4 protein-coding genes and 2 pseudogenes are annotated in these 14858 nt (G+C 68.1%); 4 read left to right on the plus strand and 2 right to left on the minus strand.

Going from position 1 to position 14858, the window contains the following annotated elements:
• The first annotated feature begins 105 nt into the window (after nt 1-105).
• The 4 genes and pseudogenes from N4G66_RS14650 to N4G66_RS45895 all read left to right on the plus strand — a co-directional run.
• Entirely contained in the window at nt 106-4425 is a 4320-nt protein-coding gene (locus N4G66_RS14650) for a LamG-like jellyroll fold domain-containing protein (RefSeq protein ID WP_261704525.1), read from the plus strand.
• Nucleotides 4426-4716: 291 nt separating this feature from the next.
• The gene (locus N4G66_RS14655) at nt 4717-11649 is read left to right on the plus strand and encodes a polymorphic toxin-type HINT domain-containing protein (RefSeq protein WP_261704526.1); all 6933 of its coding nucleotides are present in this window, start codon (nt 4717-4719) and stop codon (nt 11647-11649) included.
• Nucleotides 11642-12322, plus strand: a complete 681-nt coding sequence (locus N4G66_RS14660; RefSeq protein WP_261704527.1) for a hypothetical protein — start codon at nt 11642-11644, stop codon at nt 12320-12322. Before N4G66_RS14655 ends, N4G66_RS14660 begins: the two co-directional genes overlap by 8 nt.
• A gap of 235 nt (nt 12323-12557) precedes the next feature.
• Nucleotides 12558-12824, plus strand: a pseudogene (locus N4G66_RS45895) (hypothetical protein); the annotation flags it as partial.
• 188 nt (nt 12825-13012) lie between these two features.
• On the opposite strand, the pseudogene N4G66_RS45900 reads toward N4G66_RS45895, so the two are convergent.
• Both N4G66_RS45900 and N4G66_RS14670 read right to left on the minus strand, forming a co-directional pair.
• Nucleotides 13013-13150: pseudogene (locus N4G66_RS45900) on the minus strand (IS3-like element ISRhosp1 family transposase); the annotation flags it as partial.
• Between the two features lie 401 nt (nt 13151-13551).
• Nucleotides 13552-14784 (minus strand): magnesium and cobalt transport protein CorA, encoded by a 1233-nt coding sequence (locus tag N4G66_RS14670; protein WP_261704529.1) that lies wholly within the window; start codon nt 14782-14784, stop codon nt 13552-13554.
• Between the last annotated feature and the right edge of the window lie 74 nt (nt 14785-14858).

Below are 14858 nucleotides of genomic sequence, written 5' to 3' on the forward strand. Positions count from 1 at the left end.
GTGGCCGGATTTGATCTTGTATTCGTAAAGATCTTGTAAGCCCCGGTCCGGGGGCTCGAACGCGAGGGGGCGTGTCTGTTGGGCAGACGCATCCGAAGTAGAACGGTGCTGCTGACCGCTGTGGCGGCGGTGGTGATGGGGGCGGTGCCGCCGCTGGCGGCCGGCCCTGCTGCGGCGCTTTCGCAGTCGGTGGGCAAGACGCCGGCGAAGTCGGCCGCGTCGTCATCGTCGGCGGGGAAGGCGGCGCGGTCGCAGAGCGCGGCACTCGCGCGGGCCCGTTCGACCGGTGAGAACGTCGAGATCACCGCGCTGCGCAACGAGTCGGAGGAGGTGTACGCGACTCCGGACGGAAAGCTGGAGTCGGTGCAGCACCTGCGGCCGGTGCGGGCGAGGGTCGACGGCCAGTGGGCGAAGATCGACAACACGCTGGTCCGGGGGGACGGCGACCGGGTCGCCCCGAAGGCCGCGGCCGTGGGACTGACGTTCTCCGGCGGTGGCAAGGGCCCGCTGGTGGAGCTGGAGCGGGCCGGGCGCACGCTGGCCTTCGAGTGGCCCCAGGCGCTTCCGGCGCCGGTGCTGGACGGGGACACCGCGACCTACCGCGACGTGCTCCCCGATGTCGACCTTCAGGTGCGCTCCGACACCGACGGCTTCTCGGAGCTGTTGGTGGTGCGGACCGCGGAGGCCGCGAAGAGCCCGGCCCTGGCGGAGCTGAAGCTGGGGTTCGACACCTCGGGGCTGACCCTGAAGGAGTCCGGGGGCGGCGGGCTGGAGGCCCGTGACGCGAGCGCCGGTGGTGTGGTCTTCCAGGCCCCCAAGCCGGTCATGTGGGATTCCGGCACGGGTGCCCCGGCTCCGGCGGCGGCCGCGATGAAGCTGAGCTCCGCGGCCGACGCGGACTCCCCGGATCCGGTCCCCGCCGGGACGGCGGACGAGGGGCCCGGAGACGCCGCGAAGGTGGCCCCGATCGGCGTGGACGTGGACGCCAAGGCCGGTGAGCTGCGTCTGACCCCGGACGCGAAGCTGCTGTCCGACCCGAAGGCCCAGTTCCCGATCTACATCGACCCGCAGACCTACACCCCCAAGGCGGGGGAGTGGACGATGGCCTCCAAGTACTGGGCGGACTCACCGCAGTGGCGCTTCAACGGCAACTCGGACGCGGGTGTCGGTTACTGCGAGTGGGACTACTGCGCGCCGTACGACACCAAGCGGCTGTTCTACAAGTTCCCCACCTCGAAGTTCGCGGACAAGACGATCATCAGCGCGGAGTTCGTGGCCAACGAGACCTGGTCGGCCTCCTGTGACGGCCGGTCGGTCGAGCTGTGGCGGACCAAGAGCTTCAGCTCCTCCACGACCTGGAACAGTTCCAAGGACAACTGGCTGGACAAGCTGGACAGCCGGGACGTCGCCAAGGGCTTCGGCTCCTCCTGCCCCGGCGGAACCGTGGAGTTCGACGCGACGGCCGGTGTCAAGTACGCGGCCGCGCACGACGACTCGTACACCTCCTTCGGACTGCGCGCCGGCAGCGAGACCGACCGTTACGGCTGGAAGCGGTTCTCGGACGACGCCTATCTGCGGGTGAAGTACAACCGTCCGCCTGCGCAGATCTCGATGTCGCAGCTGGCCATGGACCCGGGCGGGTCGTGCAAGAAGCCGGACAAGAAGGCGTACGTCCGCTCGCTGCCGAAGGTCGTCGCGAGCAATGTGACCGACCCCGACGGCGACCAGGTGAGCGTCCAGTTCCAGGCCGCCTGGGACACCGGTGACGGCAAGGGCATGATCGCGCGCTGGACCTCGGCGAAGACCACGCCCAAGAAGTCCGGCTCCGACTTCCCCATCACCCTTCCCTCCTCCATCCCCAAGAACAAGACCGTGGCGTGGTCCGCACGTGCCGTGGACTACGAGGACGGCAAGTACTACAGCTACTCGCCCTGGTCCTGGTCGGGCGACGCGACTTCCTGCTACTTCGTCTACGACACCTCCGTGCCGGCCGGCCCGACGATCGCCTCGGGCGACTACCCCGCCTCGGACCCGTCGGATCCCAATGACCCCTGGTACGACGGCGTGGGCAAATACGCCAACTTCACCTTCGACGTGCCCAACACCGACGTCACCAAGTACTGGTTCGGCATCAACACCGACCCCACCTCCGAGAACGAGCTGATCACCACCGGTGGCGGCGCGCAGACCATGAAGTTCCGGCCCACCCGTTCGGGGCTGAACTGGGTCACCGCCCAGGCCTTCGACAACGCGGGCAACGGCAGCGAGATCCGCACCTACCAGTTCAGGGTCTCGGCCGGGCAGCCCGCCCGTGGCCAGTGGAAGCTGGACGAGCCCGCCGGAGCCACCCAGGCGGAGGGAATCTCGGGCACTCGCACCCTCGACCTCAAGGGCGGACCGACCCTGGGCGTGGAGGGCGCCGTCGGCACCGCCGCGTCCTTCGACGGGACGGACGACTACCTGCAGTCGGACATCCCGGCCGTGGACACCTCGGCCGGATTCTCCGTGTCGGCCTGGGTGAAGCTGTCGCGCATGCCGTCCGGTGCCGCGATCATCGCCGCCCAGCCGGGCAACCACGCGCCGGGCTTCGAGCTGTATTACTCCAAGACCTACGACCGGTGGGCCTTCAACCAGTACTCCGCCGACACGGCGACGGCGACCCCCGTCCGGGTCATGCAGGCCGCAGCCGGGGGAGCCAAGGCCAACGAGTGGGTGCACCTCGCGGGCACCTACACCACCGCGGGCGACGCACTCACCCTCTACGTCAACGGCGTCGCCGTCGGCACCACCGCCTACTCCACCCCGTGGGACGCCCGCCGCGGTCTCCAGATCGGCGCGGGATCGTACGACGGCGCTCCGGGGTCCTTCTTCCCCGGCGTCATCGACGACGTGCGCCTCTTCGACAAGCCGCTGAGCGTCACGGAGGTCGGCAGGCTGTACAACAAGCAGCCGCTCGGTGCGGGTCGCCCGGCCCTGGCGGCGTTCCCGCTGGACGAGCCGCCGCTCCAGGACAACGGCACCGCGACCACCCAGGTGCACGGCCGGGGCGATGTGAAGCCCGCGGTGTTCCAGGGAGGCATAAAGCCCGGCGACACCGGTGCCGACGGCAAGGCCCTGACCCTCGACGGTGTCGACGACTACGCCACCACCGGCGGCCCGATGCTGAACAACCAGCGCAGCTTCTCCGTCGCCGCCTGGGCGAAACTGTCGACGACCAAGCCCACCAAGGCGGCGGTCATCGCCACCCAGGCGGGCACGGTGCGGCCGGGCTTCGAGCTGTACTACTCGCCCACCTACGGCTGGACGTTCAACAACTACTCCGCCGACACCGCCGACGGCACCCCGGTGCGCGCCGCGCAGGGTGATCCCGCCATGGCACCGGGCGGCGTGTGGACGCAGGTCGTGGGCTCCTACGATGCCGTCACCGACGACCTGCGACTGTACGTGCAGGGCAAGTGGGTGGCCACCACCAAGTGGTCCACGCCCTTCTACGCGGGAGGCGCCGTACAGATCGGCGCCAGCTTCAACAACGGGACGCCGGTCAGCTTCTTCCCCGGCCAGATCGACGACGTGCAGCTCTACGACCGGGCGCTGTCCGCCCCCGAGATCGCCGAACTGTACAAGGCCCGGCCCCTGGTGAAGGGACGCTGGAAGCTGGACACGGCGACCGGCACCCCCTCCACGTCCCCGGACGACATGCCCACGGCGGCCGACCAGCACGCGCTCACCCTCGGCGGCAACGCCAAGGTCGACACCTCCGGCAGCAGCAACTACGTCGGCACCGGCGGCCTGCTGCTCGACGGCAACGGCGACTACGCGGCGACGGCCACCTCACCGGTGCACACCAACACCGGCTTCACCGTCGGGGCCTGGGTGACCACCGCGGCACGACCTCAGCAGCCGGTCACGGTGCTGAGCCAGGCCGGTGCCAACAACAGTGGCTTCACCGTCCGCTACCTGCCCGATCCGCCGCCCGCCGGTGAGACCGAGTCGATCAGCGGCCGCTGGCAATTGGTCATGGCCGGCGCGGACTCCACCAGCGCCGCGACGGTGTCCGCCGAGCACACCAACTTCCAGAACAACACGTCCTGGAACCACCTGGCCGTCGTCTACGACGCCTTCAACGACCAGATGAGCCTGTACGTGGACGGCGAGCGCAGGCAGACCCTGTGCGCCGACGACGATGACGACGGCAACCCCAACGACCCCACCTGCACCGAAAAGGTCTCCTGGAACTCCAACGTGACCTCCTTCGACGCCACCAAGGGTCTGCAGCTCGGCCGCGTCAAGACCGGCACCAGCACCTGGGGCGAGTACTGGCCCGGCGCGATCGACGACGTCTGGGTGATGGAGGGCGTGGCGAGCGACACGCAGATCGCCGCCCTTGCCAACGGCGCCGACCTGGCCACCAACCCCGGTCCGTAGGTGTTGTTCAAGACGAGTTGACACCTGCGGACCCGCGGCCTGGCCGACGACGGCTGGGCCGCGGGTCCGCCCGAACAGCGCACAGCTACGGGGCGAGCCCACCGGGCCGCCCCGTAGCCGCGAACGGCCCCTTCCGCACCGAACACGTCTCGGCATACGCCAAGAGACCGACGGCCGCACCCGGGGCGAATACCGGCGGCCTGGCATCACGGATGCGTGTGTCGCCGTTCCGGCCACCGACCCCCGGCCCGTCACGGGCTGCGGATCACCACAAAGATGAGAGGAACCATTTTGAGAACGGGTAGATGGCCCCGGCGCAGAATCGCCGGGGCCGTATCGGCGGTGCTGATCGGCACCCTGTTGCAAGGGGCGGGTACGCCTCTTGCCCAGGCGGACGACATGCCGGGGATCCCGGCGTCGGAGAAGGCCCTCACCGGCCACGGCGTGAAGTCGTTGCCGCGTGGGACGGAGGACGAGCCGAGGGTACCGGCGAAGGCGCCCCGGCATGCCTGGCCGCAGAGTGGCACGGCGAAGGTCACGCTGACACCGGGGGCCAAGGCGGTGACCCGGCGTGCCGGCAAGCTGCCAGTGTTCCTGACGGCTCCTGCCGCGAGTAAGAACCAGAAGACGGCCAAGGCGTCGGCGACCACGCTCTCGGGCACGGCGACCGTGAAGGTACTGGGCGAGACCGCCGCCCGAAAGGCGGGCGTCGACGGACTGCTGTTCTCCGTTCGCCGCGCGCCCGATGCCGAAGGAACCAAGGTCGGCATAGGCGTCGACACCTCCGCGTTCGCGCAGAGTTACGGCGGCGCCTACGCGTCCCGTCTGAAGCTGGTGCAGCTGCCCGCGTGCGCCGCGACGACCCCGGAGCTGGCGAAGTGCCGCACCGGCGAGACTCTCGACGCGCGCAACAGCGGGACCACGCTCACCGCCGCGACCACCCTCGGCGCCACGCCGACCCTGCTCGCGGCGACCACGGCCGCCGAGGGCGGCACCTCCAGCGAGCACGGCGACTACTCCGCCAGCCAGCTGTCCGCCTCGGCGACCTGGTCGACGGACCTCAGCTCCGGCAGCTTCTCGTGGTCGTACGACATGCCGGTGCCGGGTGTGCCCGGCAAGATGGCGCCCCAGGTGGGTCTGTCGTACAACTCCGGTGGTGTCGACGGTCGGACGTCGGCGACCAACAACCAGTCGTCGTGGGCCGGTGACGGTTTCGCGCTGTGGCCCGGTTCGGTGGATCGCAGTTACAAGCCGTGCGCCGACGACGACGTGAAGAACGCCGACGGCAAGAAGCCCGGCGACATGTGCTGGGCGTACGACAACGCCACGATCTCGTTCAACGGTCACGCGGGTGAGTTGATCCCGGACGGCACCGACAAGTTCAAGATCAAGGGCGACGACGGCACCAAGGTCGAGCGGGTCTACGGTTCCACCACCGACGTCCGCTCCAACGGCGCCCGCAACGACGAGTACTGGAAGGTGACGACCACCGACGGCACCCAGTACTTCTTCGGATACAACCGTCTCCCCGGTTGGGCGTCGGGCAAGGACACCACCGACTCCACCTGGACGGTCCCGGTCTACGGCGACGACGCCGGCGAGCCGTGCCACCAGGCGTCGTTCGAGGATTCCTGGTGCCAGCAGGCGTGGCGCTGGAACCTCGACTACGTCGTGGACGTGCACGGCAACGCGATGGCGTACTACTACAAGAAGGAATCCAACTACTACGCCCGCAACTTCAAGCCCGCCGACGAGACGGTCTACGACCGCGGCGGCTACGTCGACCACATCGACTACGGGTTGCGCAAGGACACCGTCTCCTCGGCCAAGGCCCTGGCCCGGGTGGACTTCTCCAACACCGAGCGCTGCCTGCCCGAGACCGGCGTGACGTGTGACCCGTCGACGATCGACGACAAGAAGTTCTACTGGTACGACACTCCGTGGGACCTGAACTGCAAGTCCGGCGAGGACTGCACCAAGTCCGCGTCGCCCAGCTTCTGGACCCGCAAGAAGCTGTCCTCGGTCACCACCAACGTGCTGAAGTCGGACGGCACCTACACGCCGATCGACACCTGGGCCCTGGGTTACCGCTGGGGCATGGCGGACATCGACTACCAGCTGCTGCTGGACTCGATCCAGCACACCGGCAAGTCGGCCACCCCCGCGATCACGCTGCCGAAGGTCACCTTCGGCTACGACCAGCGGGCCAACCGCCTCGACATCGCCGGTGACGACACCGCCCCCTTCATCAAGGAGCGGCTGTCCACCATCGCCGACGAGTCCGGCGGCCAGATCGACGTCGCCTACTCCTCCTCGGCCTGCGACGCGAGCAACCTGCCCACTCCGCAGACCAACACCACCCGCTGCTACCCGGTGTACTTCACCAAGTCCGGTGACGCCGACCCGTCGCTGCAGTGGTTCAACAAGTACGTCGTCGAGGCGATCACCCAGACCGACCGCACCAAGGCCTCCCCCGACCAGGTCACGCGCTACGACTACCTGGACGGCGCGGCCTGGCACTACACCGACGACGACGGCCTGACCAAGGAGAAGTACAAGACCTGGTCGCAGTGGCGCGGCTACGCCCACGTCCGCGTGCGCACCGGCGGTCAGGACCCGGTCGGGATGAAGTCGCAGGACGATCACTGGTTCCTGCGGGGCATGGACGGCGACCGCAAGGGCACGTCCACGGACGACGGCACGAAGTCCGTGACGGTATCCGACGACAACGGTGGCACGATCACCGACCACGATTCCGCGGCCGGTTTCGAGTACAAGACCGAGCAGTACAGCGGTCCGGGCGGCCGGGTGCTGGAGAAGTCCGTCAGTACCCCCTGGCACCACGAGACAGCCAAGCGGGTGCGTTCCTGGGGCACCACCACCGCCAACCTGACCGGCACCGCCTCGACCCGCACCTGGACCTCGCTGGACGACGGCGTCGGCGAGAAGTGGCAGACGACGTCCGAGTCCAGCACCTTCGAGAACACCGCCGGCCGGGTCGTGCAGAGCGAGGACCTCGGCGACATCTCGACGGCCAAGGACGACCAGTGCACCCGCACCACCTACGTCGACAACACCACCGCCTGGATCCTGACCAAGCCGTCCCGGGTGGAGACCGTCGCGGTCAAGTGTGACACCACGCCGGACCGCAAGGCCGACGTCATCACCGACGTCCGTACGGCCTATGACGGCCAGGGGTACAACGCGGCGCCGACCAAGGGCGATTCCACCAGGCTGGCCGCGCTGAAATCCCACAACGGCACCACGGCCACCTACATGGAATCCGGTGTCACCTACGACACCACCTACGGGCGCCAGCTGAGCAGCACCGACATCACGGGCACCGTCACCGCCACCGAGAGCACCGCGCCGGTGCGCACCGACCGGACCGACGGCCGGACCACCACCACGGTCTACACGCCCGCGACCGGTTTCCCGACCACGATGAAGGTGACCACCCCGCCCGCCACCGCGGGCAGCAGCACCACGGCGCAGACCCAGACCACGACTTACGACGCCGCCCGCGGCCTGCCGGTCTCGGGGCTCGACACCAACAACAAGCAGAGCGACACCACCTATGACGCGCTGGGCCGCAGGCTCAAGATCTGGCTGCCCAACCGCTCCAAGACCAGCGACACCCCGAACTACGAGTTCGCCTACACCATCACCGACGGCAAGCCCGTCGCCGTCACGACCAAGGTTCTGAAGAACGACGGTTCCCAGCGGGCCTCGTACGTGCTGTACGACGGCTTCCTGCGGGAGCGTCAGGCCCAGGCACCAGGTCCCGGCGGCGGACGGGTGGTCAGCGACACCTTCTACGACGAGCGTGGTCTGACGGCGAAGGCGTTCGCGCCGTACTACAACACGGCGGCCCCCTCCACCGAGCTGCTCAAGCTCGACGACGCGCTGGCGGTGGAGACCCAGACCTGGAACACCTTCGACGGCCTCGGCCGCGTCGTGAAGTCCCAGCAGGTCGCGGGCAACGGCGACGGCGGCAAGGTGCTGGCCACCACCAGCACCAGCTACGGCGGCGACCGCACCTCGGTCACCCCGCCTGCGGGCGGCACGGCCACCACCACGATCACCGACGCGCGGGGCCGCACCACAGACCTGCTGCAGTACAAGGCCGCCACGCCCACCGGCGCGGCGGACACCACCCACTACGACTACGACCCGGCGGACAGGGTCACCGCGGTCACCGACCCGGCCGGCAACCACTGGACGTACACCTACGACCAGCGCGGCAACCTGACCGGCGCACACGACCCGGACAAGGGCGACAGCACTTACGTTTTCGATGACCGCAACCTGCTGATCTCCAGCACCGACGACCGCACGCCGAAGCAGAAGATCACCCACGTCTACGACGATCTCGGCCGTGAGCTGGAAACCCACGACGGCGACGCGAGCGGCCCGCTGCTCGTCAAGCGCGTCTGGGACCCGTCCGGTGCCGAGGGGCAGCCGGCCTCGGTGACCCGCTACATCGGCGGGGCGAGCGGCAGCGCCTACACCACGACCTTCAACATCTACGACACTCTCTACCGGGTCAACCGGGCCACCATCAGCATCCCCGCGACGACGGAGAACGGTGCCCTGGCCGGCTCCTACCAGTCGAACACCAAGTACAACACCGACGGCACCGTGCAGTCGAGCAGCTACCCGGCCGCCGGCAGCCTCGCCGCGGACGTCATCACCCCCACCTACGACGACCTGATGCGACCGGTCGCCCTCACCGGTACCGGCGGCGTCAGCTACATCACCAACACCTCCTACAGCTACACGGGCAAGCCGCTGCAGTTCACCTACCAGAGCGGTGCCAAGAAGACCCAGGTCACCAACACCTACCAGTGGGGCACCCAGCGCCTGGACAACTCGCGGGTGGACCGCGAGGGAGTGCCCGGCGTCGACAAGTCCTCCACCTTCGGGTACGACGACGCCGGCAACATCACCTCCATCAGCGACGTCTCCCGTGACGGCACCGACAACCAGTGCTTCCAGTACGACTACCTCGACCGTCTCACCGAGGCCTGGGCCCAGGGCAGCACCGGCTGCTCCGCCACCCCCAGCGGCTCCCTTCTCGGCGGCCCGGCGCCGTACTGGACGTCCTACACCTACGACGTCACCGGCAACCGGCACACCGAGACCCTGCACGACCCGACGGGCGACGCGGCCAAGGACAGCAAGCGCACCTACTCCTATCCCGACCCGAAGTTGCCGCAGCCGCACGGCCTCACCAAGGTGAGCACCGAGAGCCCCGCCGGCACGGCGGTCGACTCGTACACCTACGACGGGATCGGCAACACCCAGACCCGTACCCTCGGCGGTGACAAGCAGGTTCTCGACTGGGACGCCGAGAGCCACCTGGCGAAGGTCACCCAGGGTGCCAAGAGCACCTCGTACGTGTACGACGCCGACGGCAACCGCCTGATCCGGCGCACCGACAGCGAGACCACCCTCTACCTCGGCTCCACCGAGATCACCCTCGCCAAGACCTCCGGCAGCACTCCCAAGGCCACCCGCTACTACGACCTCGGCGGCGGCAACCAGGCCATTCGCACCGACGACGGCAAGCTCTCCTTCCTCCTCGGCGACCACCACGGCACCTCCGAACTCGCCGTGAACGCGGCCGATCTGTCCATGCAGCAGCGTCGCTCCACCCCGTTCGGAGCCCCGCGTGGCAAGGCCCCGTCCTCCTGGCCCGGCGAGAAGGGCTTCATCGGCGGCACCCAGGACGCCTCGACGGGCCTCACCCACCTCGGCGCCCGCGAGTACGACCCGGACACCGGCCGTTTCGCCAGCCTTGACCCGGTCATGAACACGGCCGACCCGCAGCAGATGAACGGCTACAGCTACACCGAGAACAATCCGGTCACCTTCAGCGATCCGACCGGCCGCACCAAGTGCGACGTCAACCCGGAACTCTGCGGGAAGAAGGACAACACCAACACCTGCAAAGCGGCCTGCATCAAGAAGAACAAAGAAAAGGGCGACAAGGCCAACCGGGAAACCCAGGAGTACTTCGCCAAGAAGCGGAAGAAGGAACTCCAGGATGCCTACAACTACTTCTTCAAGGCCGACCAGTGCCGCTATAACGCAAGCCCCTACGCGACCGTCTACACTCCGCTCGCCCTGAGCTGCTTCACGCAGGCGGAGATGGACGCCAGCAGGGAACTCGACAAGCAGTTCCTCTCCGCGCTCGGTGACATGACCGTCTTCGAGCCGGCGTACCAGTGCATGGTCAACAACAACCAGGACAAGTGCGACACCCTCGGCGAGGCGATGTCCACCTGGGACCTCGGCGGTATCGCTCGCGGGTCGACGCGGATGGCCCGCATGCTGGCCCGGATGGAACGGGGGCTGTGCAGCTTCACCCCGAAGACCAAGGTGCTCATGAAGAACGGGCGCACCAAGGCGATCGCCAAGATCAAGCCGGGTGACGAGGTCGAGGCCGCCGATCCCGGGACCGGCCGGCACAAGGGCCCCCGGAAGGTGGCCGCCCGTCTTGTCCACCGCGACGACGAACTCGTCGACCTGAGCGTCCGTGACGCGAAGGGGCGGACCGCCACCATCCACGCCACGGCCAATCACCCCTTCTGGGACGACACCGCCCGCGCCTGGGTCCAGGCCGGCACCCTGGTGCCGGGCCATGCCCTGATCACCGCCGCCGGCCGCCGGATCGCCCTCGCCGGGGTGAAGTCCGTTCCCGGCGCGGCCGACATGTACAACCTCACCGTCGAGGACCTGCACACGTACTACGTGCTCGCCGGTTCCACGCCGGTACTGGTCCACAACTGCAATCTCGCTCTTGGCTGGCGCACGATGGGAACCGAGGAGTGGGCGAAGGAGAACAAATTCCTTCACATGCTGAACAACCCCAATGACGGGTGGAAGGCCCCTGTGCAGCGTATGATCGGCGACCCCAATGTCACCGGTCTTCACGTCAACATGAAGGGGTGGGACACCAGTTTCAACGGTGCGGTGAGGAACGGTCTCTCAGGAGATGGGAAAGCCACGGAACTCGAGATGAGCTGGATCGCCAGGGCGGTGGCCAATGGTCAGCGTTCATGGGACAGTGTGCATTTCTACAACGAGGGTCCGGGCGGAAAGATCGTCGAAGTGCCCCGACCCGCTGAGCCCGACTGGTCCACCTTCGGTAAACTGGATCCGGTCAGGAGCACGATGACCACGTGCAATTGTGAAGGGTCGATTCCCTGGGATGAATAGCAAGATGCCATCGAATGACTCATGGGATCCGACAGTTCTTTACTCCGACCTCGACATGTCCGAGGGTCTGGCCGAAGCGCTGAAGCGCAGCGCTTCCGGTATCGGGTTGACGCTTGACGGGCTCGTCGACGGATTCGGCCGGGCGGAACTCGTCACCGGCCGCGGTATCGTCTCGATCCACGTCGGGGCCTGGGAGAGGGGCTTCGGCATCGGAATTCACGAGTCCGGTATCGAATGGGCGTCGGGAGCGACCGATGACCTCGGTCAGGTCCTCCGGTCGATCGCCGCCTGGCAGGACGGCGAGCCTCTCGATGACCACGTGTTGGAATTCCCGTTCATGAAACCGGGGAAGCTGGCGCGCGCATTCGCGGAGGGAAGGGTCGCCGAGGCCCAGTGGCAGGATCTGCTGGATTCGGAGTACCGCACGGGGGGCCAGCAACTGCTCGTCCGGCTTGCCCAGTTCGGTGAACTGCGGAGCTTCTTTCCGGAGATCAGCTACGGCGAGCTCCGCTTCACCGAGGCTCCGCCCCGGCAGGGCGACCGGATGTTCCGCGTTCAGAGCGACGGGGCGGTGTTCCGTGTGCGGGAATCCGGACCGGAGCGCCGGGAGTACGCCCTGGGCGGCCTTGACGAAGTGGCTCGTCGCATCGTCGAGTTCTTTGCCGCCGACTGACCGAGTTCCTTCGGCCGAGTGAACTGAGAGCCTCACCGGATGTGATTCCGGTGGGGCTCTCGGCGTGTGTGACGGCGGCAGTCGACGGCAGCGTCAGAGAACGGGTGCCGCGCGAAGCGGCGGGTCGTCGCTGTCGTCGGGATCTGTGGCGGACCGTGGTGACGGGGCGCTCAGAGCAAGGAGATGCGGGCGGCCGGGAAGGCGGCAGCAAGCAGGTTGCAGAGCAAGGGAGTTCATGGTGCCCACGATTCCCTCGGGGGTGGCCCCAGGAGCGTCTGCCCAGGGTGGTGCGGTCAGGCCGGCCGATCCGCGGTCGGTCGGGCGGGCGGCGCAGGTGTTCATCGCGGCGCACGCGTTGACGCAGCTGGGGGTGGGGCTCGCCGGAGGGACGGGCACCCGGGCGTTCGCCGTGGCGTCGCCGGTGGTGCCGCCGGCCCTGCTCGGCTCGGTGATCGCCTTCCTGGTGTGGTTCCGGGGCTGCAGGGTGAACGCGGAGATCCTGGCGCCGGGCACCCAGAAGCACAGCCCGGGGCTCGCCGTCGGAGGATGGTTCATCCCGCTCGAACCGCCACTCCTCCTCCGCCCTGGCCAGCCGCGCGTTCTCCGCCCGCAGCCGGGCCGGCTCGGCCTCGGTGTCCTGCGACGCCCCGGCGGCGACTGCACGGCCGTCGGCGTCCCGCACCAGGTTCGCAGCGTCTCGGGATCGACATCCAGATCGGCCGCGACGTCCTTGAACGTCCGCCTGCCGGCCGAAGCCCGCCGCAACGCGATCACGTCGGACCGGAACTCCGCACTGTACTTCGAGGGCCGTGCCACGTGGATCTGCACCTTCCAGGATCAACAAGATCCACTGTCAGATGTGTCCACACCACGGGGATCACTTCAGGGCGCGGGGCCGTCGATGCCCTGCTCGGCCAACCTGCCGTCGTTGTCACGACCACATGGGCGGCAACCCTCCGCAACTCGCGAAACGGATGGACACAGCACCTCGCTGTGCCCATGCGTTCTGGTTTCTCGGCCCGGAAGTCCACTGCTTTCCGTGATCGTCGGCACTCCAACCCGCACCGCAGCACGGACGCTTTCGCAGCTCGACGCCCGTGATCGCGGGAGCCCGCCCGGAACGGAGGGCGGCTCATTCTCCCCAGATTTCCCCAGCGGCCACGGATGCTCTGCCGGCGCCTGCGATCGGGGCGACGCCTCACCGCGACAGCGCCTCTCGCGGTGACTGCTCAGAGCCAGCGTTTCCGTTTGAAGATGACGTACAGACTGGTGCAGACAACCGCCATCAGGATGATCGCGAAAGGGTACCCGAACACCCAGTGCAACTCCGGCATGTGGTCGAAGTTCATTCCGTAGATCGTCCCGACCAGTGTCGGGGCGAACAGGATCGCCGCCCAGGAGGAGATCTTCTTGATCTCCTCGTTCTGTTCGAAACCCGCCTCCGCCAACGCCCGCATCTCGGCGTTCTGTTGCTGGGTGACCAGCGTCGCGTTGACGGTGAGGATGTCGGTGAGGGCTTGACGGAAACCGTCGACGCGTTCGCTGGTGTGGGTGACGTGGTCGGCGACGTCGCGGAGGTAGCGCTGGAGCTCCTCGTCCGTGCGGTACTTGGCGAAACCGGCCATCAGGCTGTGCAGCATGCTGACCAGCGGGCGGGTGGCACGCTGGAACTCGACCATCTCGCGCGAGAGTTCGTAGATGCGGCGGGACACCGCCGGGTCGCCGCGGAAGACCTCGGTCTCGATCTCGTCGATGTCGTTCTGGACGCCGGAGACCACCGGGACGTAGCCGTCGACGACGGAGTCGAGGATCGCGTAGAGGACGGCCTCCGGACCGAGCCTCAGCAGCTCCGGGCTGCCCTCCATGCGGCGGCGCACCGCCGAGAGGTCCGGTGCCGCGCCGTGCCGGACCGTGATCACGAAGTCCGGTCCCACGAACACGTGCAGTTCGCCGAAGTCGACCTCCTCGACCGCGTCCAGATAACGGGCGGCGCTCAGCACGACGAAGAGCGTCTCGCCGTAGCGCTCCAGCTTCGGCCGCTGATGCGCCTCCATCGCGTCCTCGACGGCCAGCGGATGCAGGTCGAACTCGGCTGCCAGCGAGAGGAGTTCGGTCTCCGTCGGACGGGCCAGGCCGATCCACGCCATACCGTCCGGCTGTTCGCGCAGCTCACGGAAGGTCTCGGCCAGCGACGCGGGCGTCGACACCCGTACCCCGTCGCGGTAGAGCGCGGACTGGACGACGCTGGCGACCTCGGCGGGTTCTGGCGCGGGAGGGGAGTCGAGCGGCGCCGGAGGCTGCGGCGGCGGCGCGGACGGCGGGGTCAGGGCGCGCCGCCAGAGGGACTTCCGCGTGGCCTTCGCGCCCTTCGAGCCCTCGGGGTTCCTCGTCTCCGGGGAGCCGTCCGCGTCCCTGGTGCTTTTCCGGTTCTTCGAGGCTTGGCGGGCGCGTCGCTCGGACATCGCGGCTGCCTCCAGGGTCGAACGTACGTCTGTGTGATCACGGAGCAGGATATACGGGGCAAACGTTCAGTGAG

It is taken from the genome of Streptomyces rhizosphaerihabitans, assembly GCF_025399795.1.
GTDB lineage: Bacteria > Actinomycetota > Actinomycetes > Streptomycetales > Streptomycetaceae > Streptomyces > Streptomyces rhizosphaerihabitans.

What these genes read in the sequence shown, in the direction of transcription:
- N4G66_RS14660 (WP_261704527.1), top strand. Translation starts at nt 11,642, where the DNA reads ATGAATAGCAAGATGCCATCGAATGACTCATGGGATCCGACAGTTCTT.
- N4G66_RS14670 (WP_261704529.1), bottom strand. Translation starts at nt 14,784, where the DNA reads ATGTCCGAGCGACGCGCCCGCCAAGCCTCGAAGAACCGGAAAAGCACC.